The following is a 26,789-nucleotide window of genomic DNA, read 5'->3' as shown; positions in this document are numbered from 1 at the left end:
TATTGGTTCTTAATTGCACTTATTATTCTGCTGGTAACGTTATATTCTGGCATACTTTTTAGCCCCATCAAACGTTAAACTTTGCTTTAAGCTGACCTTGGGTTTGTGTCGCTAATTCGCGATTAAACTCTTGATGAAAAACTTTGGCAATTTCAAACTCAATTTCAATCTCTGCCAAAAATGATTTATTGATGATAACCCCATCAAATTGATTTATCAGGTATTCAATATTATTGAGTTGCGAGTAACTGCAGATTAATGATGACCGGTAACGAATGTATTTGGTTTCAGTAGTTAGCTGGGTTAACCCCGATTTAATGCCGGAAGAATAAGCTCTAACCAATCCACCAACACCTAGCTTTGTTCCACCAAAATACCGAATAACAACCGCGCCTATTTCACCAATATCTGAACCTTGAAGCGTTGCTAACATAGGTCTACCAGCACTGCCTGCAGGTTCACCGTCATCACTACTGCCAATAGCAATGCTGTTAGAAGGATCAGCTGCCACATACGCATAACAATAATGGTTAGCACCAGGGTATTGCGCCCTGAGGTTAGTGAGTGCACACTTAAGCGCTATTTCACTACTGCAATGAAATAGTACAGTAATGAAACGGCTATGCTTTATATCTTCTTCAATCTTTAATGTTTGATTGGGAATTAAGTATTGTTCAGTCAACCAGTCCAAGCTCTCGAGTCATATTTTCATTACGGTCTTGGTGAACAATAACATTATCTTCAATTCGAATACCGCCGAATGGTCGCAATTCATCAATCGTATTCCAATTTACTTGAGTATGGCGTTGATCGTTTTTTAGCTCCGCCAATAATGAATCAATAATGTAGATCCCCGGTTCAATGGTGAATACTTGGTTCGCTGCAATCTCACGAGTACAACGCAAAAATGGATGGCCTTCGGGAGTAGGAATATGAGTGCCACGCTCATCATGGGAAAAGCCGCCCATATCATGAACTTGAAGCCCTAACATATGCCCCAATCCATGAGGGAAAAACACATTGGTTATGCCTTGTTCCACAAGACCTTGAGCGTCACCCGATGCAATATCAAATTGCAGCATTAATTCAGCTAATTTGGCATGCGTGGTTAAATGAAGGTCGGTGTACTTAACCCCCGGCTTCATCATATCGACAATGGCTAACTGCATCTTATTCATTTCTACTATCAATTCGTAAAAGCGGTTTTTCTCAAATGAATAAGTACGCGTAATATCTGACGCATAACCATTATAGTTAGCACCCGCATCAATTAAAAAAGACAACCTAGGCGATGGAATTTGATGCTCAAGCGCAGTGTAATGCAAAATCGCAGCATTTTGGTTTAGCGCGACAATATTGCTATAAGGCACTTCATTTTCAGTTTGGCCAATCGCAGACAAATATTGCTGCTGGATTTCAAACTCACTACCGCCATTATAAAAAGCATTTTTTGCCGCTAAATGCCCTTTTACTGCAATCTGGTTAGCACGGCGTAAACACTCCAATTCATACTGGGTTTTATCGGCACGGTGGTAATGCAGATAATTAAGTACAGAATCAGGATTACGACGGCTCATCCCCAACACTTCAGCTACATCAAGATGCTCGCCTAAATAGGCCCAGTCAGCAATATTGTTTGGCAATAACTCAGCAACCCTATCGGCTTTGGTTAATAATTTAATATCAAAATGCTCTGCCCAAAAATCAGTCGGCTCGTCACTTACTTTGTGCCAAAAATCCACGGGGCGATAAAAAATCAGCGTTGGTTTATCTATGCCATTGGCCACAACCCAACAGTTAGGATTATCTAAAATGGGCACCCAAGCCTTAAATTGTGGGTTCACTTTAAACGGGTAGCTTAAGTCATCTAAAAACTGACGATGAGCTTGGCCAGAATGTATCACTAACCCCGCGAGGTTTTCGCGACTAACAATCTCGGCAACCCGACGATTTAATTCTGCAATGTGAGCATGATAAAAATTAGCTAGCTGATCCATTTTGGCTATCCCTGTGATGTTATTTTTCTTGTTTGACAACTTGTGAAGTGTATCACAAAGGACAAAATGGCCTCTAGCAGATAAATATTTAAACGGACGTTTAAATTGGGTGTTGTAATTTATTTCATTTCGTCGCACACTGTTTGGCAACTGGTCAAATGATGGCCGTCGCTGCTGTGAAACAAAGCTAGATAACAACACAGTAATTGTGATGTGGAAGTCGCTTTTAGCAAAAAGGAAGCAAGCAATGATCTACCAAAGTCCTACAATTCAAGTAGAGTTATTAGAGGATAACATTGCCAAGTTGTGCTTTAACGCACCAGGCTCGGTAAACAAATTCGATAAAGAAACTCTTTCTTCATTAGATGCAGCTCTTGAGAGCATTAAACAAGATGCTAGCATCCAAGGTTTATTACTCACATCAGGTAAAAGTACCTTTATTGTCGGTGCAGATATCACTGAGTTTTTAGGGTTATTCAAACTGGATGACGCCACATTACTTAGCTGGGTTGAACAAGCGAGTGCCGTGTTTGATAAACTAGAAGATCTACCGTTCCCAACAGCATCTGCAGTTAACGGGTTTGCACTTGGTGGTGGTTGTGAAGCCATACTTGCTACTGATTTGCGTATTGCTGACACCAATGCTCGTATTGGTTTACCAGAAACCAAACTTGGGTTAATTCCTGGCTTTGGTGGCACTGTGCGCTTACCACGTGTAATCGGTGCAGATAACGCTCTTGAGTGGATCACCACAGGTAAAGATCAACGCCCAGACGCAGCTTTGAAAGTTGGCGCTGTTGACGCTGTTGTTGCACCCGAGAATTTAGAGGCAGCTGCGCTTCAAATGCTAAAAGACGCTATTGCCGAAAAGTTAGATTGGCAGTCTCGTCGTAACCGCAAACTAAAACCACTGACCTTACCAAAAGTTGAAGCGATGATGTCATTCGCAACAGCAAAGGGCATGGTATTCAAAGTGGCAGGTAAACACTATCCTGCACCTATGATGGCTGTTAGTGTCATAGAGCAAGCTGCAACACTTGATCGCGCAGAAGCATTGAAGGTTGAAAACCAAGCCTTTATCAAGCTAGCGAAAACTGAAGTAGCCACTGCGTTAATTGGTATATTCTTAAATGACCAATTAGTTAAAGGCAAAGCAAAGAAAGCAGGCAAACTGGCTAAAAACGTCGACAGTGCGGCTGTACTTGGCGCTGGTATTATGGGCGGTGGTATTGCTTACCAAAGTGCCAGTAAAGGTACGCCTATCGTCATGAAAGATATTGCCCAACCTGCACTTGATTTAGGGCTCGGCGAAGCCGCTAAATTGTTAACTGCTCAGGTTAAACGTGGCCGCTCTACTCCAGCTAAAATGGCTGCAGTATTAAACAACATCACTCCAGCTTTAGATTACGCACCAATTAAGGATGCTGACGTCGTCGTTGAAGCTGTAGTTGAACATCCAAAAGTAAAAGCGTCAGTATTAGCAGAAGTAGAAGGACACGTAGCAGACGATGCCATCATCGCCTCAAACACTTCTACAATTTCAATAAACTTACTGGCTAAAAGCATGAAGAAACCTGAACGTTTCTGTGGCATGCACTTCTTCAACCCTGTGCACAAAATGCCATTGGTTGAAGTTATTCGTGGTGAAAACAGCTCTGAAGAAACCATTGCTTCTGTCGTCGCTTACGCCAGCAAAATGGGTAAAACCCCGATTGTCGTTAATGACTGCCCAGGTTTCTTCGTTAACCGTGTGTTATTCCCTTACTTTGCAGGGTTCAGTGGCTTACTCGCTGACGGTGCTGACTTTGCCAAAGTAGATAAAGTCATGGAGAAACAGTTTGGCTGGCCAATGGGCCCTGCTTACTTACTTGACGTTGTCGGTCTTGATACTGGACATCATGCACAAGCTGTTATGGCTGAAGGTTTCCCTGATCGCATGGGTAAAAATGGCAAAGACGCTATCGACATTATGTTTGAGAGTGAACGCTTTGGTCAGAAGAATACTAAAGGTTTCTACTCTTACTCTGTTGACCGTCGTGGTAAACCTAAGAAAGATTTGGACCCGACTAGCTATGAACTGCTTGGTAAAGAATTTGGTGAGCTTAAAGATTTCGAATCCGATGAGATTATCGCACGTTGTATGATCCCAATGGTTATCGAAACGGTTCGCTGTTTAGAAGAAGGCATTATTGCTTCTCCAGCTGAAGGCGATATGGGCTTAGTTTACGGTATTGGTTTCCCACCATTCAGAGGCGGTGTATTCCGTTACTTAGATACTATGGGTATCGCTAACTTTGTCGCAATGGCTGACAAATTTGCACACTTAGGTGGCCTATATCAAGTGACTGACGCAATGCGCGAGCTTGCAGCTACTAACGGCACATACTACCCAGCCTAATCAGCAGTAAAGGAATAACATCATGAAAAACGCTGTAATCGTCGACTGCATTCGTACTCCGATGGGCCGCTCTAAGGCTGGAGTATTTAGAAATGTACGAGCAGAAACTCTTTCTGCTGAACTAATGAAATCATTATTAAGCCGCAACAGTAAACTTGATCCAAATGACATCGAAGATGTTATCTGGGGTTGTGTGCAACAAACTTTGGAACAAGGTTTTAATATCGCACGTAATGCTGCGTTATTGGCTGGAATTCCAAAATCAGCCGGTGCTGTAACCGTAAACCGTTTATGTGGTTCATCAATGGATGCGCTTCACCAAGCCACTCGCGCCATCATGACAGGTCAAGGCGACACCTTCATCGTCGGTGGTGTTGAGCATATGGGTCACGTACCAATGAACCATGGCGTAGACTTCCATCCTGGTCTTGCAAGTAACGTTGCTAAAGCCTCAGGTATGATGGGTTTAACCGCTGAAATGCTTGGCAAAATGCATGGAATTACTCGTGAGCAACAAGATGCATTTGCTGTGCGCTCACATCAACGTGCACACGCAGCAACGGTTGAAGGTCGATTTGACAATGAAATTGTGCCAATTGAAGGTCATGATGCTAATGGCGCTTTGATTAAAGTAAGCCACGATGAAGTCATCCGCCCAGAAACGTCACTTGAATCTTTATCTGGATTGCGCCCTGCGTTTGACCCAGCTAACGGTACAGTAACAGCGGGTACTTCTTCAGCTTTATCTGATGGCGCTTCTGCAATGTTAGTAATGGAAGAAGAAAAAGCCAAAGCACTAGGCCTACCTATTCGTGCTCGCATCCGTTCAATGGCTGTTGCCGGTTGTGATGCTGCAATCATGGGTTACGGCCCAGTACCAGCGACTAAGAAAGCTCTGGCTCGTGCAGGTCTAAATATCGATGATATGGACGTGATTGAATTAAACGAAGCGTTCGCAGCTCAGTCTCTTCCATGTGTTAAAGACTTAGGTCTAACCGATGTGGTTGATGAGAAAGTGAACTTAAATGGCGGCGCAATTGCATTAGGTCACCCATTAGGCTGCTCTGGTACTCGTATCTCAACGACCTTGATTAACTTAATGGAAGCTAAAGATGCTAAATATGGTTTAGCAACCATGTGTATTGGTTTAGGCCAAGGTATTGCGACTATTTTTGAGCGCGTAGAAAGCTAACCTCTGCTGATATAATAAATGTGTAAAAAGCCGTACTTTGAACAGAAGTACGGCTTTTTTTATTGCCAGCACGACACGTGTTCCACGTGGAACAATGGGTACTAGTTCACGATTTACTAATAAAGCTAAGGTTAAGCCCTTGCAACAGTAACTCAGCAGAGTAAAATTAGCGCAATTATTGTTAGTCTGTCGTATATAAGAGTGGGTATGAGCGAAATATTTTCAACAGCGCAGCATCATTTAGATGCGTTAGGTTTACGTTGTCCTGAGCCTGTCATGATGATCCGTAAGACAGTCCGTAAAATGGCTGAAGGTGAAACATTACTTATTACCGCTGACGACCCAGCAACAACCAGAGATATTCCAAGTTTTTGTGAGTTTATGGATCACACTCTTATTGCAAGTGACACAAATCAGACACCTTATAAATATATGATCAGAAAAGGACTTTAATCATGTCTACACTACAAGCTATCGCATACAAAACAGTAAAAAAAGGCCCAATGAAGCCCGTTTTTTGCGCAAATGTGAGTTTGCTTCGTGGTGTAGAAAATGATGTCTTTGGTCGGCCAAGCAAGCGCCAAGTAACTGTAATGTCGATAGAGCAATGGAAAACGGCATGCCAAGAAATCAACGTTAATTTAGACTGGCTTACCCGTCGAGCTAATCTATTAATTGATGGTCATGAATTTAGTGCTGCCGATGTAGGTAAAACCATTTCGATTGGTGAGCACGTTTCTCTAGTTATAACTGGTGAAACCGATCCATGCGCTAAAATGGAAATAGCTCAGCCCGGTTTAGAACAAGCCTTGTCACCACACTGGCGCGGCGGAGTAACTTGCAAGGTCGTTACGGAAGGATTAATTCAAACAGAAGATCCTGTGGTCATTGCATAACGGATTCAGCTGTAATGTATTTTTGATAATTGGTACATGATCACCGCACTTAATCTGCGGTTTTCGATTTTATAAAAAACAAAATCATATTAACCAGTTAAGTAAGCCTACTTATACTTATTCTCCTCCACTTATTCTTTATACATAATGAGTTCACTAACCGTATTCAAACATGTTTACGCAAATTCGTTTTGTTACTCTTTAAACATTTTATACCGTTATCACCATTAATACCCCCGACTTTGCAAACTTATTTCAATCAAATAATCAGCTTTTTCTGTCATCAATTGAAACAGAATAAATGTTTAGTTCTTGCTTAATTTATGCGATAAATATCATCAGTTTTATAACTCGCAAACAACACTTGATTGATAAAAGTGTAACTCCGATCAATAACGATAATCATAATAATGGATTGTGCATGTTTACCTCAAAAATAAAACCATTGTATACCGCTATTGCACTTAGTCTGGCCAGTGCATCACTTGCAGTTAATGCATCAGAAGATACAGCTAAATGGCAAGTTAATGCGCCAGAAAATGCCCCACTTGAAAAAGTAAAAATTGATGTTACTGAAGGTACTTGGATGAACGTCAGTGTGTCTCCTGACGGAAAAACCATCGTGTTCGATTTACTTGGCGATATTTATCAAATGCCAATTTCTGGTGGAGAAGCTAAGAAAATAGTTTCAGGTATCGCTTGGCAAATGCAGCCAGTGTATAGCCCTGATGGTAAATCAATTGCCTTTACATCTGATGAAGATGGTGGTGACAACATTTGGGTAATGGATGCAGACGGTAGTAATCCACGCCCTGTTACGTCAGAAACCTTTCGTTTATTAAACAGCCCAGCATGGAGCCCTGACTCGCAATATTTAGTTGCTCGAAAGCACTTTACCGCTAGTCGTAGTTTGGGAGCCGGTGAAGTATGGATGTACCACGTTGCCGGTGGTGAAGGTGTTAAGTTAACTGAACGCCCTAATGATCAAAAAGACTTAGGCGAGCCAGCATACTCTCCTGATGGTCGCTATATCTATTTCAGTCAAGATGCTACCCCAGGCAAAACATTCCACTACTCAAAAGATTCGGTAAAGGGCATTTATAAAATTAAGCGCTACGATACTCAAACCGGTGATATTGAAGTATTAATTGAAGGCACTGGTGGCGCAATTAGACCGACTCCAAGCCCAGATGGTACCAAACTGGCTTACATTAAGCGTGACGGTTTTCAATCTACATTGTATTTATTAGATTTAAAGTCAGGTGAGCACACTAAGTTATACGACAATCTAGATCGTGATATGCAAGAAACTTGGGCTATTCATGGTGTTTACCCAACAATGTCATGGACTCAAGATAATGAAGAAATCGTATTCTGGGCTAAAGGTAAAATCAATAAACTGAGCATTGATGATAAGGAAGTAAAGAATATTCCTTTTACGGTCAAAACTGAATTAGATGTTCAGCCTTCAGTTCGTTTTACACAAAACTTAGACCAAGACAATTTCGACGTAAAAATGTTACGAATGGCTCAAGTTTCTCCTAATGGTGAAAAAGTGGTGTTCGAAGCTTTAGGGAAATTGTGGATCCGTGATATTGAAGACGGTAAACAAAAACGCTTAACTCGCCTAGACGACGATATTAATGAGTTATTCCCGCAGTGGTCAAGAGACGGCAAAAATATCGTGTTTACCACTTGGAATGATCAAGACCAAGGAGCGGTGAGCATTGTCAGCGCTAAAGGCGGAAGAAGTAAAACGCTGACAAAAGAGCCTGGTAAGTATGTTGAACCGACCTTTTCTCCAGATGGTAAAGTCGTTGTGTACCGCAAAGCTAAAGGTGGTTATGTCACGCCTCGTACGTGGTCTCAAGAGCCAGGCTTGTATAAAGTCGACTTAAAGAAAAAGAATAATGTTAAAATTACAGCTAATGGGTACCAACCACAATTTGGCAGCGATAATAATCGTGTATTCTTTATGGATCACGGTGAAACACCTGAATTCGCGTCAATCAGCTTAGATGGTTTCGAAAAACGTACCCATTACACCAGTGAGCATGCAACAGAATTTAGAGTATCGCCTAACGGCGAACACTTAGCATTTGCAGAACGTTTTCGTGTATATGTCACCCCTTTTGCAAAACACGGTGAAACTGTACGTATTAGCCCTAAAGCGACTAACTTACCTGTCACACAACTTAGTACTCGGGCTGGTGAAAGTATCAGTTGGAACGCAGATAATAGTGAACTTTATTGGACTCTTGGCCCTGAACTTTATCAAGCAAAAGTCGATACCCAATACGCCAAAACTGATGATGAAAGCAAACCAACTGTAACCTCAATTGGTTTCACTCAAAAAGCAGATGTTCCACGTGGAACAGTCGCTTTTGTTGGTGGCAAAGTTATCACTATGGAAAATGACGAAGTCATAGACAATGGCGTTGTTATCGTTAAAGACAACAAAATTGTGACTGTTGGTGATGCAAAGACAAATATTCCAAGTGGCGCTCAAGTGATCGATATTAAGGGCAAAACACTTATGCCTGGCTTATTTGATGCTCACGCTCACGGTTCTCAAGCTGATGATGAAATCATTCCACAACAAAACTGGCAACTATACTCAGGTCTTTCGCTAGGTGTCACCGCAATACATGACCCATCGAATGACACAACAGAAATATTTGCTGCATCTGAACAACAAAAAGCAGGCAATATTGTAGGGCCACGAATTTTCTCTACGGGAACTATTTTATATGGTGCAAATGCACCAGGTTATACCTCGCACGTAGACTCGTTAGATGATGCGAAATTTCATTTAGAGCGTCTGAAAAAAGTCGGCGCTTTCAGTGTTAAAAGCTATAACCAACCTCGTCGTAATCAACGTCAACAAGTCATTCAAGCTGCACGTGAATTAGAAATGATGGTGGTGCCTGAAGGTGGTAGTTTATTACAGCATAACTTATCGATGATTGCTGATGGTCACACAACGATTGAACATTCATTACCAACAGGTTCAATTTACAGTGACATCAAACAATTCTGGGGGCAAACAGAAGTGGCTTATACCCCGACACTTGTTGTTGCTTACGGCGGAATATCAGGTGAACATTACTGGTATGACAAAACTGACGTATGGGCTCATCCCCGTCTAAGTATGTATGTTCCTAGTGATATTTTGAATGCTCGTTCTATGCGACGCACCAAGGCACCAGATGCGCATTACAATCATTTCAATGTTGCTCGCGTAGCAAATGAACTAAATGATATTGGTATCCAGCCAAATATTGGAGCACACGGTCAACGCGAAGGTTTAGCTGCACATTGGGAAATGTGGATGTTCGCTCAAGGCGGTATGAGCAATATGGATGTACTAAAAACAGCAACCATCAACCCTGCCAAAACCTTTGGAATGGATCATCAACTTGGTTCGATTAAAGCGGGTAAATTGGCAGATATCATTGTTATTGATGGCGACCCTTTAACCGACATTAGAGTCACAGACAAAGTCACTTATACCATGGTGAATGGCAAGCTTTACAACTCAGAAACCATGAATCTGTTAAATGGTGATGAACAAGAACGTAAACCGTTTTTCTTTGAAGACACAAAGTAAGTACGTTATGTCATAAAAAAGGGATGTTCCACGTGGAACATCCCTTTTTAATTTCGGCAACAACAATAATTAGTTATTTTCCATAACGAAAACAATCTGTTGTATGATCGTTGACCATTCCTACCGCTTGCATGAAAGCATAACAAATTGTTGGGCCAACAAAGTTAAAGCCTAATTTTTTTAATGCTTTTGACATTGCTTCTGATTCTGGCGTTTGCGCAGGCACGTCTGACATAGAGCTAAAATGATTCACTTTAGGTTGTCCACCGACAAAGTCCCACAGGAATGTTGAAAAATCATTGCCAGATTCGACGAAAGCTAAATAGGCTTTAGCATTTCGAATAATTGAATTCACCTTTAAACGGTTTCTAACAATCCCAGGGTTTAATAATAGTTCTTCAACTTTAGCGTCATCGAATGTGGCAATAACCTTAGGGTCAAAGTTGGCAAACAAAGCTTGATAGTTATGCTGTTTTTTTAAAATAGTGATCCAAGATAACCCTGCCTGTTGACCATCAAGACATAGCTTTTCAAAAAGCTCAATAGGATCATAAACAGGCCTTCCCCAAACATTGTCGTGATAGTCAACATAAAGCGGATCATCACTCAACCAAGCACAACGTTTTAAATCCATTTATAAGGCCCTTTAAAATTTTTAATCTCTACGTTAAAAAATAACCTACATATGCCTTAATCTACAAGGTATAATCAAAACCATTTTCTATTTTTAGCCTCAACCAGTAGATAAGCGGACATGACGACGAAACACGACGTAAAGACATTCCAGGGCTTCATTATGACCCTGCAGGAATACTGGGCGCAGCAAGGTTGCGCAATCGTTCAACCATTGGACATGGAAGTGGGTGCCGGAACATTCCACCCAATGACATTTTTACGTTCATTAGGCCCAGAGCCAATGAGCAGTGCTTATGTGCAACCATGTCGCCGACCTACCGATGGCCGTTACGGTGAAAACCCTAACCGTCTGCAGCATTATTACCAATACCAAGTCGTGCTAAAGCCTTCTCCGAGTAATATCCAAGAATTATACCTTGGCTCTTTAGAAGCTCTAGGCGTTGATATGGGCGTTCATGACGTTCGTTTTGTTGAAGATAACTGGGAATCACCAACTCTTGGTGCTTGGGGCCTTGGTTGGGAAGTATGGCTAAACGGCATGGAAGTATCACAATTTACTTATTTCCAGCAAGTAGGTGGCCTAGAGTGTAAACCTGTCACGGGCGAAATTACTTACGGTTTAGAACGTCTAGCAATGTACATTCAAGAAGTAGACAGTGTTTACGATCTTGTTTGGACTGACGGCCCTATGGGCAAAGTCATGTACGGCGATATCTTCCACCAAAATGAAGTTGAACAATCTACATATAACTTCGAACATGCTGATGTTGAAGTCTTATTTAAACAGTTTGAAGATTGTGAAGCGGCTTGCCAGAAATTATTAGCACTAGAAAAGCCACTACCGCTACCTGCTTATGAACAAGTGATGAAGGCCTCACACGCATTTAACCTACTTGATGCTCGCCACGCTATCTCAGTAACTGAACGCCAACGTTATATTTTGCGTGTTCGTACTATGGCTAAAGGTGTTGCAGAATCTTATTATCAAGCACGTGAAGCGCTTGGTTTCCCAATGTGTAAGTAGAGGTAGAATAATGAACGTTGAAAACTTACTCATTGAAGTGGGTACAGAAGAATTACCACCAAAGGCATTACGTAAATTAGCTGAGTCATTTCTCGCTAATTTCACCGAGGAACTAACCAAGGCAGAGTTAGCGTTTACCAATGCAACTTGGTATGCAGCCCCTCGCCGTTTGGCAATTAGTGTTGAACAACTTGCTGTTGCGCAAGCTGACAAAGTGGTTGAGAAACGCGGCCCTGCCGTCGCTCAAGCATTTGATGCTGAAGGAAACCCAACGAAAGCCGCTATGGGGTGGGCTCGTGGTAACGGCATTACTGTTGAACAAGCTGACCGTCTTAAAACAGACAAAGGCGAATGGTTATTACACCAAGCTAAAGTGGTTGGTGTTGAAACCAAGTCTTTAATTGCTGCAATGGCACAAAAGTCATTAGATAAATTACCTATCCCTAAGCCAATGCGTTGGGGTAGTAATACAACACAATTTATCCGCCCAGTTCATACTGTCACCATGCTGTTAGGTGATGAACTCGTTCCAGGTGAATTGTTAGGTATCGAATCAGCTCGCACTATTCGTGGTCATCGTTTCATGGGTGTTGATACTTTTGAGCTAGAACACGCTGATAACTACCTCACGCAATTAGAAACTGAAGGTAAAGTCTTAGCTGATTACCAACGTCGTAAGGATATCATCAAGCTAAATGCTGAAGCTGCCGCAAAAGAGATTGGCGGTATTGCTGAACTTGAAGATGATTTACTTGAAGAAGTCACCGCATTGGTTGAATGGCCTGTTGTGTTAACAGCAAGCTTTGAAGAAAAATTCTTAGATGTCCCAGCTGAAGCCTTGGTTTACACCATGAAAGGCGACCAGAAATACTTCCCAGTATTTGATGATGCAGGTCAGTTGTTGCCTAACTTTATCTTCGTAACTAACATCGAATCTAAAGATCCTCAGCAGATTATTTCTGGTAACGAAAAAGTAGTTCGTCCTCGCCTTGCTGATGCAGAGTTCTTCTTTGAAACAGATAAAAAAGAGTCATTAGAAACGCGTTTAGCCAGCTTAGAGTCTGTTGTTTTCCAAAAACAATTAGGCACGATTAAAGCCCGTGTTGAGCGTATTTCTGCAATGGCTGGCTATATTGCCACCAGCATAGGTGCAAACAGTGAAGAGGCCGCTCGCGCAGGTCTACTATCAAAGTCTGACTTGATGACGAACATGGTAATGGAGTTTACCGACCTTCAAGGCACTATGGGCATGCATTACGCCCGCTTAGATGGCGAAACAGAAGCTGTCGCAGTTGCCTTAGCTGAGCAATACAAGCCTAAGTTCTCTGGCGATACTGTACCAACGGCACCGATTTCAATCTGTGTTGCGCTGGCAGAAAAGCTAGATACGCTAGTCGGTATTTTTGGTATTGGCCAAGCACCGAAAGGCGCAGCGGATCCATTTGCACTTCGTCGTGCTGCTATTGGTATTTTACGTCTTTGCTTAGAGAACAACTTACCGTTAGATTTAGTTGACTTGATTGCTAAAGCTAAAGAGTTACACGGTGAAAACCTCACAAATGACAAGGTATCAGAGCAGGTTCTTGAGTTCTTTATGGGCCGTTTCCGTGCATGGTATCAAGATCAAGGCGTGGGTGTTGACGTGATCCTTGCTGTTCTCGCACGTAAACCAACCGCACCGGCAGATTTTGAAAGTCGCATCAAAGCTGTGGCTCACTTTAGAACCCTAGAGCAAGCCTCAGCGCTTGCGGCAGCGAACAAGCGTGTATCGAACATCTTGGCTAAGGTTGAAGGAGAAATCCCAACCAATATCGATTCAAGCCTATTAGTCGAAAGTGCTGAAAAAGCATTAGCAGATAAACTGACTGAGCTTCAGCCACAGCTGGCACCATTATTTGCAGCAGCAAACTACCAAGAAGCGCTCGCATTATTGGCGAGTCTACGTGAAAGCGTTGATACCTTCTTCGAAGATGTAATGGTTATGGCAGATGATGCAGCACTTAAGAATAACCGTTTAGCACTTCTTAATAGTCTACGTGAGCAATTCTTACATGCCGCTGATATTTCATTATTACAATAATGATATCTGAGTCATCACAAAAAAACGCGCCTTAAGGCGCGTTTTTTGTGGCTAACGTCAGTGTAGATTAAACGAAAATCCAACTAAAGTTACATTATAGAGTGATTAACTTTTGATGCAGTAACTCAAACTCATCATGGCTAATAGCGACTTGAGAAAGTAACTGTGACTGCGTCTGCTCTGTCAGCTTATCCACCTGTTTAAGCATCGAACATTCACTAATGATATTGGCACGCCATATAATCAAAGCCATGCTATCTGTTGGCTTGTGATGACAGTTAGCCAATTGGGTTAACGGCACTTCAAATTCAGCGGGTAATTGCCAATATTTAACAAGCAATGCGCTGAGTCCTAATGATTTGGTCGTCATGACTTGTTTGAACAATACCGAACTAGGCTGCTCACCAGGTTCAGCTTGTCGAAACGCTTCAATCATCATTTTAAAAATAGCTATTTTGCCAACATCATGTAGTAAGCCTAAAAAGAATGCCGTATCACCATCATGTTCTGCAAGTTCATTAGCCAAAAATGCAACCTGCATAGAGTGGCGCCAAATTTCAGCGCCAAAGCGTCTGAAATAAATAGGCTTAATGTTAATCATTTCCTTCATTAAGCTTGTTCGTACAAATAGTTGTAATTGGCTTAAACCAATCTGCACAACAGCTTGTTGCAAGCTGGTGATTTGCTTATCAGAGCGTTTGAAAGCACTCGAATTACACAGCTTCAATACTTCAATACTCAATACCGGATCTTGCTCTATCAGCAGAAGCAAAGCCTTGGTATCGACATCTGATTGGGCTATTTGTCTGTCTACTTCTGATAATCGACTAGGCAGTTTAAGCACCTTTTCAGCAATCGCTTGCGGCGCTGTAAAAGCCTGTTCAATTTTAGCCAGCACACTGCGCTCTAAGTCATTTGCCATTGCACCAGTATCTTGGCTACTTGATGGAAATAACAAACTATAAAACAGTGCACTAGCATCAAGAACACTTGTCGGCACGGCAACGGAGACTTGCTCAGAAGTTTGCTGATGACGAGCTTGTTTTGGCCTAGACGCAACTTGGGCATTAGCTGAACGTTTTAATAATACAGATTGTTGACTGTCTAATGATTTAGCCGCATTAACCTCTTGGGCCGGACGAACATTAAACAACTTATAAAATAGCTTTTTAAACATAACAAAATACCACTTAGACAGGTAACAACATTGGAAAAAGCAGATTTAAAATGGTTTAAAACTAAAAATGGGTGCCACTTGGCACCCATTTAATTTAACACAGACGCATTATACGTCTAGGTTAGCAACGTTTAATGCGTTGGTTTCAATAAAGTCACGACGAGGCTCAACTTGATCGCCCATCAAGGTCGTAAATAATTGATCCGCACCGACAGCATCTTCAATAGTCACTCGTAGCATACGACGAGTTTCAGGATCCATTGTGGTTTCCCACAACTGCTCAGGGTTCATCTCACCCAATCCTTTATAACGTTGAATGTATAAACCACGTTTCGCTTCAGACATCGTCCAATCAAGCGCTTCAATGAAGCTCTCAACTTCTTTCATGCGTTCGCCACGCTTGATGTAACCACCTTCTTCAATCATACCGTCTAACGCTTTGCCTAATTTGGCAATAAGTGCGTAATCGTTAGATTGGAAGAAGTCGTAACTAAATAGGTAGTTAGTATCAATACCATGCTTACGGATCGTTAAGCTTGGTAAGTAAACTTGACGTTCTGGATCTAATACAGGTTCAATACTGTAAATCACACCGTCAGATTCAATTTCAATTAAGTCAGCGACGAATGCATCACACCACTGCTTCATTTGCCCTTCATCAGCAAGCATTTCATTACTAATGCCAGGATGATGGATCATACGATTGGTAATTGACTCTGGGTAGCGCTTAGCAAGACGCTCAATAATCGCTTCAACTTCACGGTACTGACTTACTAAACGCTCTAATGGTTCACCAGACATACCTGGCGCACCTGGCGCTGGATAAATATGGGTACCATCTAACGCTTGAGTCGTTAAATATTCTGTCAACGCAGGTTCATCTTTCAGGTATTGCTCTTGCTTACCTTTTTTCACTTTGAATAAAGGCGGTTGAGCAATGTAAATGTAACCACGCTCAATAAGCTCAGGCATTTGACGGAAGAAGAAGGTCAACAACAGCGTACGAATGTGCGAGCCGTCGACGTCAGCATCGGTCATGATGATGATGTTATGGTAGCGTGTTTTCTCAGGGTCGTAATCGTCACGGCCAATACCACAACCTAATGCAGTAATCAGTGTGGCAACTTCCTGTGAAGATAACATTTTATCAAAGCGCGCTTTTTCAACGTTTAAAATTTTACCTTTAAGCGGAAGAATCGCTTGGTTTTTACGGTTACGTCCCTGCTTGGCTGAACCGCCAGCAGAGTCCCCTTCCACTATGTATATTTCAGAAAGACCAGGGTCTTTCTCTTGGCAATCTGCAAGTTTACCTGGCAGGCCACCTAAATCTAATGCGCCTTTACGACGAGTCATTTCACGGGCTTTACGAGCGGCTTCACGAGCTCGCGCGGCATCAACGATTTTGCCTACAATTAACTTAGCATCGACTGGGTTTTCTAATAGGTAGTCATTTAGCTGCTCACCCATTGTTTGTTCTACCGCGCCTTTCACTTCACTAGAAACCAACTTGTCTTTGGTTTGCGAGCTAAATTTAGGATCTGGCACTTTAACTGAAATAACCGCAGTCAAACCTTCACGAGCATCGTCACCCGTAGCATTGGTTTTGCCTTTTTTATTGAAGCCTTCTCGCTCCATGTAGTTATTTAAATTACGTGTTAGTGCACCACGGAAACCCGCTAAGTGAGTACCACCATCACGTTGTGGAATGTTGTTTGTGAAACAGAAAATGCTTTCTTGGTAACCATCGTTCCATTGCATTGCCACTTCAACAGTGATGCCATCTTCACGTTCTTGGGTAAAGTGGAAAACATCTTTGTTGATTGGGGTTTTGTTACGGTTTAGGTAATCAACGAATGCACTGATACCACCATCGTATTTGAAGAACTCATTTCGCTCATCGCGTTCATCAACAAGACGAATACCAACACCTGAGTTTAAGAATGATAATTCACGCACACGTTTGGCAAGAATATCAAAATGGAACAGGGTATCAGAGAAGGTTTCTGGGCTAGGCCAAAAACGGATAGAGGTACCCGTTTTATCTGAATCACCGACAGGTGTGATAGGAGTTTCAGGTACGCCCATTGTATAAAACTGTTCGTAAACCTTACCATTACGACGAATGGTCATTTGCAGTTTTTCAGACAGTGCGTTTACTACCGACACACCTACACCGTGCAAGCCGCCTGATACTTTATAAGAGTTATCATCAAACTTACCACCAGCATGAAGTACTGTCATAATAACTTCAGCAGCAGAAACACCCTCTTCTTCATGAACCTCAACAGGAATACCACGGCCATCATCCTGTACTGACACAGAGCCATCAGCATGAATGGTAATAGTAATGTCATTACAGTGGCCAGCTAAGGCTTCATCGATAGAGTTATCGACCACTTCGAATACCATGTGATGAAGACCTGTACCATCGTCTGTATCACCGATGTACATCCCTGGTCTCTTACGAACTGCATCAAGGCCTTTTAATACCTTAATACTCGAAGAATCATAACTATTCTCTGACATATTTCTCTCTCGTTTTTATTCAACTACCGTGACTTGCCCATGTTCCACATGAAACATCTTACTTGGCGGGCTTGCCAGCGAATCGACTATTGCTACAGGATCAATCGCTGTGACAAAAATTTGTGCACCGGTTTCGGTTAACTGTTTTAGCAATAGTTGCCTATGTTGTGCATCCAACTCAGATGGAAGATCATCCACAAGGTAAATACTATGCTTGTTCTGTTGTTCTTGAAGCAACTTGCCTTGTGCAATGCGCAGTGCACAGACTAATAATTTTAACTGTCCTCGGGATAATGCATCCTGCACAGGTAAGTTGCCTACACGCAATCTCAAGTCCGCTTTATGCGGTCCACTACCCGTATTTCCCGAAGATAAATCTCTGTGATATTGAGTTTCGAGTAACTCAGCAAAATCCGTTTTGCTATCCCAGCCACGAGTAAAAGAAACCTTAATATCAACTCGTGGTAAAAACTCTCCGATTATACCCTTAAGTAGCTCATTTAACGAGTCTACATATTGATTTCGTATCGAAGTAACTTGTTCAGCATACCGCACCAATTCCTTATCCCAAAATTGAATTGTTGCATAAGAAGAACCATCTCTAAGAAGTTGATTTCTTTGCTTTAAAATCCGTCTTGTATTCACCCATGCTTGATAGAAACTCGCATCAGAGTGAAACGCGCCCCAATCGATAAATTGTCGACGAGCTTTTGGCCCTTCAAAAAGTAATGAAAAACTTTCTGGCGTGATAACTTGAATCGGTAAAGTTTCTGCCAAAACAGATAAACGCTTCACTTTATCGCCATCTAATTTGACATCAATTTCGCCATTGCGAAATCGTCTTAAGCCTAATTTCGCTTCACCGGTTTGCATCTCAAGTTGTGCAAATAAAGTAAGGTTATCCTGTTCAATATTGATCACTCTTTGAGATAAGTGACTACGAAACGAACGCCCCATGCCTAAAAAATAAATCGCCTCCAATATACTGGTTTTTCCACTGCCGTTTTCTCCATAAATCAAGTTTAATCCTGATTCAGGTTGCAATGACGCAGAAAGGATATTGCGAAAGTTGGCAATATTAAGACGGGCTAAACTCATGGGTGCTAATTTCTCAAACCTATGGTGATGCAGTAAAACTAAAAAAGGTGCCTTAATCTAGCACCTTTTTGGGTTCTAAAACGTCGTGAAACGTTATCTTACATTATAAACGCATAGGCATAACCACATACATTGAATCTTCTTCGACGTGGTTTTCTATTAATGCGCTTGAGTTTCCATCAATCAGCGTGATTCTGACATCATCACTGGCTAAATTGTTCAATACATCGAGTAAATAACTCACGTTAAATCCTATTTCTAGGTTGTCAGCATTGTATTCAACATCAATGATCTCTTCCGCTTCTTCTTGCTCTGGGTTATTCGCAGTTATACGTAATAATCCTGGTTCAAGCTGAATACGCACGCCACGAAACTTTTCATTGGATAAAATCGATGCACGTGTGAGCGCTTGTTTTAAATGATTACGGCTCGCCACCACAATTTTATCGCCGCCTTTTGGTAATACTCGGCGGTAATCAGGGAAACGTCCATCAACAAGCTTACTGGTAAATACAGCATTTTGCGTTGTTGCACGAATGGCGCTGTCACCAATAGCAATGGTAATTTCACTGTCTTCACTTTCAAGTAAGCGAGACATTTCAACCACACCTTTACGTGGCACGATGACTTGCTTTTCAGGAAGGCTAATGTCGATATTACGATGACTTAATGCTAGACGGTGTCCATCTGTCGCAATCGCTTTTAACGAGTTACCCGCAGTTTCAAAAAGTAAGCCATTTAAATAGTATCGAACATCTTGGTTCGCCATTGAGAACTGGGTCGAATCAATAATCGACTTCAATGTACCTTGTTTAAGACTAAACTCGATATCGGCTTCAAAGGCTTCAACATTGGGGTAATCACTTGCAGGTAAAGTCGCCAGTGAAAAACGACTACGACCAGAACGTAATAGCCACTTGTTATCTTGCTGCTCAATTTTGATTTCGACTTGTTCAGGAAGTGACTTGACGATATCGAGTAGCTTTTTAGCTGGCACGGTTGTTCGGCCAGTTTCAACTTCACCTTGAATAGCCGCTTGGCCAACAAGTTCTACTTCTAAATCAGTACCTGTAAGCTTAAGTGAGGACTCACTAACTTCGACAAGTAAATTTGATAAAATAGGTAAGTTGTGGCGTCTTTCTACTGCACCACACACTAATTGAAGTGGTTTTAATAGGGCATCCCTATCAATTGAAAATTTCATTCGTCTCAATTTCCTGATATTAAGAAGATAATGTACGTATCAAGTTAGCATAATCTTCTTTAATGTCATGACTTTCTTCACGCAATTGGGCAATTTTTCTGCATGCGTGTAATACGGTAGTATGATCACGACCCCCAAAGGCGTCACCAATTTCAGGTAAACTTTGGTTTGTTAACTCTTTTGATAATGCCATAGCGACTTGACGAGGTCTCGCTACACTGCGAGAGCGACGTTTAGATAGCATATCAGCCATTTTAATTTTGTAATATTCAGCAACCGTTTTTTGAATATTATCTATGGTCACTAACTTTTCTTGTAGCGCGAGTAAATCACGTAATGCTTCACGGACAAAATCAATCGTAATTGGTCGGCCGGTGAAGTTAGCATTCGCAATAACACGATTTAACGCCCCTTCTAATTCACGCACATTTGAACGTAAACGTTTGGCAATGAAGAATGCCACTTCATCAGGCAAATTAATGCCGCTTTCCTGCGCTTTACGCATTAAAATCGCGACACGAGTTTCAAGCTCAGGTGGTTCGATAGCAACTGTTAAACCCCAACCAAAGCGTGATTTTAAGCGATCTTCAACCCCATCAATTTCTTTCGGGTATTTATCCGAAGTCAAAATGATCTGATGGTTACCCTCTAATAGTGCATTGAAGGTATGAAAGAATTCTTCTTGTGAACGATCTTTATTGGCAAAGAATTGAATATCATCAATAAAAAGCGCATCAACACTACGGTAATAACGTTTAAAGTCTTCAATAGCATTATTTTGTAGCGCTTTAACCATGTCTTGCACAAAGCGTTCTGAATGCATGTAGACCACTTTTGCATTGGGATTGTTTTTGATAATCCCGTTGCCTACAGCATGTAATAAATGGGTTTTACCTAAACCGGTGCCGCCATATAAAAATAACGGGTTATAAGCACCGCCAGGATTTTCTGCCACTTGCAGTGCAGCAGCTTTACCTAATTGGTTTGATTTACCTTCAACGAAATTATCAAACTGATAAGTAGGATTGATATTACTGCGGTGGTTAGCATGCTCAACGGGTTCCGCTTGAGTGTTAAACGCAGTGCTAACACGTTGCTTAGTTTGTGTGCTTTGTGTTGGCCTAACTTCTGCTTTTACAGGCTCAGGCGCTCTCACTGCAGACGGGCGGCTACCAATATCAAAGCGCAGTTTAGGGGCGTTACCACCTAACTGTTCGGTAAAAAATTGATTAATGATATTGATGTACTTATCTCGAACCCAATCAAGTACAAAACGATTAGGTGCATAAAGTACCAAGGTATCGCCATCCATTTCAGCCTGTAACGGACGGATCCACATACTGAATTGCTGCGCAGAAAGTTCGTCTTGCAGCCTGCCGATACATTGTTGCCAAAGTGAAACCGCCACTTAATATTCCTTAATATCGTTTGTTGAAGGAGGGCTATTCTATCGTTAGATCTCAATGATCGCTATCGATAAAAAAAATTTTATCCCCAAGCAGATCATTGTATGTGGATATCTGTGATCTTTAAAGATCAAAAACGATCCAATTAATGTGATTTGTTCACAGATCCTGCTTTATTAACCGATCACTCTTGATCTATAATAGCCGCGCTTTGATCTGGTTAAACAGCCTTTGATCCACTACATATAGTGTTGGTACACAGAGTTATCCACACTGTATAGTGCATTTTTGATGTTTGCCTCAAAGTTAATTAGGTAAAAATTGTTCATATAGCCACTTTCCTTGTTGACGGTAGTGATTAAAGTGATTACAATTCGGCCTCTTTTTTGCCCTTACCTCTTATTTTAAGAATGTAAGGTTTATTAACTACTAAATATACGGATTGCCAAAATGAGTAAACGTACTTTTCAACCAAGCAACCTGAAGCGTAAGCGTTCTCACGGCTTCCGCGCACGTATGGCCACTGTAGGCGGCCGTAAAGTGATTGCACGTCGTCGTGCAAAAGGTCGCGCTCGTTTATCTGCTTAATCAGTAGATAACCATAGTGACTAGCTATGCTTTTACGCGGGAGTTACGTCTGTTAACTCCCGCGCAATTTAAATCTGTATTCTCAAATCCTATCAAAGCATCTTCTGCTGAAATAACTCTGCTCGCTGTACCTAATTCTGAACAACATCCTCGTATTGGATTAACAGTTGCAAAACGTTTTGTTAAAAATGCCAGTGATCGCAACCGAATTAAGCGAATAATCAGAACAAATTTCCGTTTAAATCAGCACGACATTCCAAATCTTGATATTGTTGTCTTGGTTAGAAATGGTGTGGTCGATATGGAAAATGCAGAATTACACAAGTTAACAGAGAAGTTATGGCGCAAGCTCAGTCGCCGTTACAATGGCTAGCCATTAAGGCTATTCGTGGTTACCAACTTCTTATCAGCCCCATGCTGGGTCCTCGCTGTAGATTCAACCCAACGTGCTCTTATTATGCGATTGACGCAATAAAAACGCATGGAACAGTGAAAGGTTGTTGGCTTGCAGCGAAACGCATACTAAAATGTCACCCTTTACATCCCGGCGGAAGTGATCCCGTCCCCCCTAAAAATGACAGGTGTAACAAATAGGCTATGGAATCTCAACGCAATTTAATGCTTATCGCACTACTGTTTGTCAGTTTTTTACTTTGGCAAGCATGGCAAGACGATAAAGCACCGCAACCAGTCGCGACACAAACTACGGTTGCTCAAACGAATGATGTACCATCGCACAGCAATAGCGATGTACCCGATGCAGATTCAAGTATGCCTGTTCAATTACCGGCAACTCAAAATCTGATTGAAGTTAAAACCGATCAGTTAGACATTAAAATTGACCCAGTCGGCGGTGATATTGTTTATGCTGCTTTGGTTGACCATAAAGTTGAAATTGATAGTAATGACCCATTTGTTCTTTTAGAGCAAAATGGCGCATTCAACTATATTTCTCAAAGTGGTTTAATCGGTCGTGATGGTATTGATAGCAGTACTCACGGACGTGCACACTTCTCTGCAGAGTCAGAACTTTATCAACTAGCTGATGGTCAAGATACGTTATCTGTACCATTAAGTTATGTGGATGCAAATGGCGCAAGCTATACCAAAGTATTTACTTTCACCCGTGGCCAATTTGATGTGACTGTTGATTACAACGTAAACAACACCACTTCAGCGCCGCTTCAAATGCAAATGTACGGTCAAATTAAACAAACGGTACAAGCATCTGAAAGTAGCATGATGATGCCAACATACCGTGGTGCAGCATTCTCGACTCAAAGTGTACGCTATGAAAAATATGACTTTGAAGATATTGCTAAGAGTAACCTAAACCAACAAACATTAGGTGGTTGGGCAGCGATGCTTCAACATTACTTCGTGTCAGCTTGGGTACCACCAGCAAACGATTCAAATACTATCTTCTCTAGCATGAGTGCGGGTGGCCAAGCTAATATTGGTTTCCGCGGCGCAGTACATGATATTGCTCCTGGTGCACAACAAACGATTAGTGCTCAGTTCTTCGTTGGTCCTAAAGACCAAAAAGCACTTTCAGACATTTCTGAAACATTAAACTTAGTTGTTGATTACGGCTTCCTTTGGTGGTTAGCAATTCCTATCTACAAACTATTGATGTTCTTCCAGTCGATTGTCACTAACTGGGGTGTTGCAATTATCCTAATTACGCTTTCTGTACGTGGTATTTTATACCCACTTACAAAAGCGCAATACACTTCAATGGCTAAGATGCGTAACTTGCAGCCTAAGCTTGCAGAGTTAAAAGAACGCTTTGGTGATGACCGTCAGAAGATGGGTCAAGCAATGATGGAGTTGTACAAGAAAGAAAAAGTTAACCCTATGGGCGGCTGTCTTCCAATCTTGCTACAAATGCCAATTTTCATTGCACTATACTGGGTATTACTAGAAAGTTATGAGTTACGCCATGCGCCATTCATGCTTTGGATTGACGATTTATCGGTTCAAGATCCTTACTACGTATTGCCACTACTAATGGGTGTGTCTATGTGGTTAATGCAAAAAATGCAACCAATGGCACCAACTATGGATCCTATGCAAGTTAAAATGATGCAATGGATGCCAGTTATCTTTACAGTATTCTTCCTATGGTTCCCATCAGGTCTAGTACTTTACTGGTTAGTCGGTAACTTAGTCGCAATCACACAACAAAAGATTATTTATGCAGGTCTTGAGAAAAAAGGCTTAAAATAAGTCATAGCTCAAACTGATATAATCTTTAAAGGCGGCTATTGAGCCGCCTTTTCATTTATTAAATTTAAACAAAGGTTTTCCTCAATGACAGACACTATCGTGGCACAAGCAACCGCACCAGGTCGTGGCGGTGTAGGTATCATTCGTATTTCGGGTGATAAAGCCGCTGATGTAGCACAACAGGTGTTAGGCCATTTACCTAAAACCCGTTATGCCGATTATTGCGATTTTAAAAATGCTGCTGGTGATGTTATTGACCAAGGAATTGCTTTGTTCTTTAAAGGGCCTAACTCCTTTACTGGTGAAGATGTATTAGAGCTTCAAGGCCATGGTGGTCAAATCGTTTTAGACATGCTCATAAAGCGTGTAATGGAAGTGGATGGTCTTCGCATTGCTAAACCAGGTGAGTTTAGTGAGCAGGCCTTTATGAATGACAAGCTTGATTTAACCCAAGCTGAAGCTATCGCTGACTTAATTGATGCCACTAGCGAACAAGCTGCTAAAAGCGCCTTAAACTCGCTCCAAGGTGAGTTCTCAGATGAAGTGCACCAACTTGTCGAACAAGTCACTAACTTGCGTTTATACGTCGAAGCAGCGATTGACTTCCCTGATGAAGAAGTCGACTTCTTATCTGATGGTAAAATTGCTAATTCACTTTATAACATCATCGACAAACTGGATTCAGTTCAAGCCAGTGCTAAACAAGGCTCGATTATCCGTGAAGGAATGAAAGTTGTCATTGCAGGACGTCCTAATGCGGGTAAATCTAGTCTGTTAAATGCCCTTGCTGGTAAAGAATCAGCCATTGTAACCGAAATTGCGGGTACCACACGTGATGTACTGCGTGAGCATATCCACTTAGATGGCATGCCATTGCATATTATCGATACTGCAGGCTTACGTGATACAGCCGATACAGTTGAAAAAATAGGTATCGAACGTGCTTGGGATGAAATAGCCACAGCAGACCGAGTGCTATTTATGGTTGATGGCACTACAACCACAGACGTAAATCCACATGAAATATGGCCAGATTTTATCGACCGCCTCCCCGCTAAACTTGGCGTTACTGTGGTGCGAAATAAAGCCGACTTAACTGGTGAGCCTGTCATGACAACTGATGAGCACGGCTACAATGTTTACCGTATTTCAGCTAAGACAGGTTTAGGCGTTGACGAACTTAAACAACACCTAAAATCCTTAATGGGTTATCAAAGTAACCTTGAAGGTGGTTTTATTGCCCGTCGTCGTCATTTAGAGGCATTAGATCTCGCTTCAAGCCATTTGCAATTAGGTAAAGAACAACTTGAAGTTTACTTGGCAGGCGAGTTACTTGCAGAAGAACTCCGTATGGCGCAAATGGCCTTATCAGAAATCACAGGTAAATTTACCTCCGATGATCTACTCGGTAAAATCTTCAGTTCATTCTGTATTGGTAAGTAACACAATATGTCAGCAAATAATGTCGTCGTTCTTGATTTCGAAACCACAGGTTTATCACCCGATAATGGTGATAGAGCCATTGAAATTGGTGCAGTAAAATTAGTAGATGGTGTCGTGGTTGACTCATTTCAAGAACTGATGAACCCAGGCCGACGGGTAAATAGTTTCATTGAAAACTACACAGGAATTAGCAATCAAATGCTACAAACTGCTGATGATTGCGAAACGGTCATGGCACGCTTTGCAGACTTTATGGGCGACTTTAATCTCGTTGCCCATAACGCCAGCTTTGATAAGAAATTTTTAGACGCCGAGTTCAATAGGATAAATCATCAATACTCAGGTCAATTTGCTTGTTCTTTACTCTTATCTCGTAGGATCAATCAAGATGCACCTAATCATAAACTGGGGACATTGGTTGATTATCATCAATTGCCAAATGATGGTGTTTTTCACCGAGCATTAGCAGATGCAACCATGACAGGTCATTTATGGCTCCATCAACTTGAAACTATTAAGCAATATAAACCTCAACAAGCGATCTCTTTTGAGCATATCCAAATGATAACAGGCATGCCAAAAGCTAAAGTTATCGCTTTTCTTAGCCAATAGAATAGTTATGCCGCAGATTGTTGTTGCGGCATTTTGTTTAGCCAATCTTTAAATACAGTAAGCTTAGGTAATCGCTTGTCTGAATGGCCGAGCAATTGGGTAATAGCGTAGCAATATTGATAATATAAATTAGGATCAAGACCATCTTTACCCGCATCGTCAGTATTGATGATGGCGCCACGTAAATAATGAGTCACCAGTTCAGCTCGATTAAAACCAACAATCTTACCTATCTTATCAATCACATGGTGAAACCAAGCAAAATACTCATCATAGCGCTGCTGATACGCTTGCTGATATACCTCACTTGCATGGGATAAAATATCTTCATTTGGCATCACTCGTTCAATCACAAAACGTTGATTTACTAACGCATCATGTAAACGCCTGCATTGATGGAACAGAAACATATTGAGTGGATCTGCATAAGCTTGTTCATCAAGTTTTGCTTGAGCTAAGCAATGGTTTAAATCATCAATGGCCATTGCCACAATTAAATCAGCTTCATTGGGAAAATGGTTATACACAGTTCCTTTTGAAATTTGGCTAGCCTTTACTAAATGCGAACGACAAAGATCGAAGGTTTTATGTCCTTTTAAATAGCGCTGTGACACTTCAACTAAGTAATCACCTCGTTGTTGCCAGCTACTCATAATGCATCCCTTACTTTTCA

General features: G+C 41.6%; 22 protein-coding genes. 13 read left to right on the top strand and 9 right to left on the bottom strand.

Annotated elements, in window-relative coordinates:
- Nucleotides 1-67: 67 nt before the first annotated feature.
- Together AN944_RS15185 and pepQ are read right to left on the bottom strand one after the other, a co-directional pair.
- Nucleotides 68-682 (bottom strand): YigZ family protein, encoded by a 615-nt coding sequence (locus tag AN944_RS15185; RefSeq protein WP_055025490.1) that lies wholly within the window; start codon nt 680-682, stop codon nt 68-70.
- A complete protein-coding gene (gene pepQ / locus AN944_RS15180) occupies nt 675-1,997 on the bottom strand; it encodes a Xaa-Pro dipeptidase (RefSeq protein ID WP_055025489.1) in 1,323 nt (440 codons plus the stop codon). The genes AN944_RS15185 and pepQ overlap by 8 nt, the downstream gene beginning before the upstream one ends.
- A 247-nt stretch (nt 1,998-2,244) precedes the next feature.
- Here pepQ and fadB point away from each other — a divergent pair, with 247 nt between their 5' ends.
- From fadB to AN944_RS15155, 5 genes are all read left to right on the top strand, one after another.
- Nucleotides 2,245-4,395, top strand: a complete 2,151-nt coding sequence (fadB, locus tag AN944_RS15175) for a fatty acid oxidation complex subunit alpha FadB (protein ID WP_055025488.1) — start codon at nt 2,245-2,247, stop codon at nt 4,393-4,395.
- 22 nt (nt 4,396-4,417) lie between these two features.
- Nucleotides 4,418-5,587 (top strand): acetyl-CoA C-acyltransferase FadA, encoded by a 1,170-nt coding sequence (gene fadA, locus AN944_RS15170; RefSeq protein ID WP_055025487.1) that lies wholly within the window; start codon nt 4,418-4,420, stop codon nt 5,585-5,587.
- A gap of 207 nt (nt 5,588-5,794) precedes the next feature.
- Complete coding sequence (gene tusA / locus AN944_RS15165; RefSeq protein WP_055025486.1) at nt 5,795-6,040, top strand: sulfurtransferase TusA; 246 nt, start codon at nt 5,795-5,797, stop codon at nt 6,038-6,040.
- A 2-nt stretch (nt 6,041-6,042) separates the two neighbouring features.
- Entirely contained in the window at nt 6,043-6,483 is a 441-nt protein-coding gene (locus AN944_RS15160; RefSeq protein WP_055025485.1) for an MOSC domain-containing protein, read from the top strand.
- 421 nt (nt 6,484-6,904) lie between these two features.
- Nucleotides 6,905-10,093: an amidohydrolase family protein gene (locus tag AN944_RS15155; protein WP_055025484.1), complete on the top strand. Its 3,189-nt coding sequence runs from the start codon at nt 6,905-6,907 to the stop codon at nt 10,091-10,093.
- A gap of 73 nt (nt 10,094-10,166) precedes the next feature.
- On the opposite strand, the gene AN944_RS15150 is transcribed toward AN944_RS15155, so the two are convergent.
- Nucleotides 10,167-10,727: a DNA-3-methyladenine glycosylase I gene (locus tag AN944_RS15150; protein ID WP_055025483.1), complete on the bottom strand. Its 561-nt coding sequence runs from the start codon at nt 10,725-10,727 to the stop codon at nt 10,167-10,169.
- Between the two features lie 120 nt (nt 10,728-10,847).
- On the opposite strand from AN944_RS15150, the gene glyQ reads away from it, so the two are divergent.
- A complete protein-coding gene (gene glyQ, locus AN944_RS15145; protein WP_055025482.1) occupies nt 10,848-11,753 on the top strand; it encodes a glycine--tRNA ligase subunit alpha in 906 nt (301 codons plus the stop codon).
- A gap of 10 nt (nt 11,754-11,763) precedes the next feature.
- Nucleotides 11,764-13,833: a glycine--tRNA ligase subunit beta gene (glyS, locus tag AN944_RS15140; protein ID WP_055025481.1), complete on the top strand. Its 2,070-nt coding sequence runs from the start codon at nt 11,764-11,766 to the stop codon at nt 13,831-13,833.
- 94 nt (nt 13,834-13,927) lie between these two features.
- Here glyS and AN944_RS15135 read toward each other — a convergent pair whose 3' ends face one another.
- The 5 genes from AN944_RS15135 to dnaA all read right to left on the bottom strand — a co-directional run bounded on the left by AN944_RS15135 (nt 13,928) and on the right by dnaA (nt 21,246).
- Nucleotides 13,928-15,010 carry an HDOD domain-containing protein gene (locus AN944_RS15135; protein ID WP_055025480.1) on the bottom strand — a complete coding sequence of 361 codons (1,083 nt, stop codon included), beginning with the start codon at nt 15,008-15,010 and terminating at the stop codon, nt 13,928-13,930.
- A gap of 108 nt (nt 15,011-15,118) precedes the next feature.
- Nucleotides 15,119-17,536, bottom strand: coding sequence for a DNA topoisomerase (ATP-hydrolyzing) subunit B (gyrB, locus tag AN944_RS15130; RefSeq protein ID WP_055025479.1), 2,418 nt, complete (start codon nt 17,534-17,536; stop codon nt 15,119-15,121).
- 15 nt (nt 17,537-17,551) lie between these two features.
- Nucleotides 17,552-18,634 (bottom strand): DNA replication/repair protein RecF, encoded by a 1,083-nt coding sequence (gene recF / locus AN944_RS15125; RefSeq protein WP_055025478.1) that lies wholly within the window; start codon nt 18,632-18,634, stop codon nt 17,552-17,554.
- Between the two features lie 103 nt (nt 18,635-18,737).
- Nucleotides 18,738-19,838 (bottom strand): DNA polymerase III subunit beta, encoded by a 1,101-nt coding sequence (dnaN, locus tag AN944_RS15120; protein WP_055025477.1) that lies wholly within the window; start codon nt 19,836-19,838, stop codon nt 18,738-18,740.
- A 19-nt stretch (nt 19,839-19,857) separates the two neighbouring features.
- A complete protein-coding gene (dnaA, locus tag AN944_RS15115; protein WP_055025476.1) occupies nt 19,858-21,246 on the bottom strand; it encodes a chromosomal replication initiator protein DnaA in 1,389 nt (462 codons plus the stop codon).
- A gap of 448 nt (nt 21,247-21,694) precedes the next feature.
- Between dnaA and rpmH the strand changes: the two genes are divergently transcribed.
- The 6 genes from rpmH to AN944_RS15090 all read left to right on the top strand — a co-directional run bounded on the left by rpmH (nt 21,695) and on the right by AN944_RS15090 (nt 26,116).
- A complete protein-coding gene (rpmH, locus tag AN944_RS15110) occupies nt 21,695-21,832 on the top strand; it encodes a 50S ribosomal protein L34 (protein WP_011867659.1) in 138 nt (45 codons plus the stop codon).
- A gap of 16 nt (nt 21,833-21,848) precedes the next feature.
- Nucleotides 21,849-22,205: a ribonuclease P protein component gene (gene rnpA / locus AN944_RS15105; protein WP_055025475.1), complete on the top strand. Its 357-nt coding sequence runs from the start codon at nt 21,849-21,851 to the stop codon at nt 22,203-22,205.
- Complete coding sequence (gene yidD, locus AN944_RS21415) at nt 22,172-22,426, top strand: membrane protein insertion efficiency factor YidD (protein WP_082420028.1); 255 nt, start codon at nt 22,172-22,174, stop codon at nt 22,424-22,426. The genes rnpA and yidD overlap by 34 nt, the downstream gene beginning before the upstream one ends.
- Before the next feature lie 3 nt (nt 22,427-22,429).
- The gene (yidC, locus tag AN944_RS15100; RefSeq protein ID WP_055025474.1) at nt 22,430-24,061 is read left to right on the top strand and encodes a membrane protein insertase YidC; all 1,632 of its coding nucleotides are present in this window, start codon (nt 22,430-22,432) and stop codon (nt 24,059-24,061) included.
- A gap of 84 nt (nt 24,062-24,145) precedes the next feature.
- Nucleotides 24,146-25,504 carry a tRNA uridine-5-carboxymethylaminomethyl(34) synthesis GTPase MnmE gene (gene mnmE, locus AN944_RS15095; RefSeq protein WP_055025473.1) on the top strand — a complete coding sequence of 453 codons (1,359 nt, stop codon included), beginning with the start codon at nt 24,146-24,148 and terminating at the stop codon, nt 25,502-25,504.
- 6 nt (nt 25,505-25,510) lie between these two features.
- The gene (locus tag AN944_RS15090) at nt 25,511-26,116 is read left to right on the top strand and encodes a PolC-type DNA polymerase III (protein WP_055025472.1); all 606 of its coding nucleotides are present in this window, start codon (nt 25,511-25,513) and stop codon (nt 26,114-26,116) included.
- Between the two features lie 5 nt (nt 26,117-26,121).
- Here AN944_RS15090 and AN944_RS15085 read toward each other — a convergent pair whose 3' ends face one another.
- Nucleotides 26,122-26,769, bottom strand: a complete 648-nt coding sequence (locus tag AN944_RS15085; protein WP_055025471.1) for a TetR/AcrR family transcriptional regulator — start codon at nt 26,767-26,769, stop codon at nt 26,122-26,124.
- Between the last annotated feature and the right edge of the window lie 20 nt (nt 26,770-26,789).

It is taken from the genome of Shewanella sp. P1-14-1 (assembly GCF_001401775.1).
GTDB lineage: Bacteria > Pseudomonadota > Gammaproteobacteria > Enterobacterales > Shewanellaceae > Shewanella > Shewanella japonica.
Note: the sequence above shows the minus strand (reverse complement) of the source record. Positions and strands in the feature narration are given on the sequence as shown.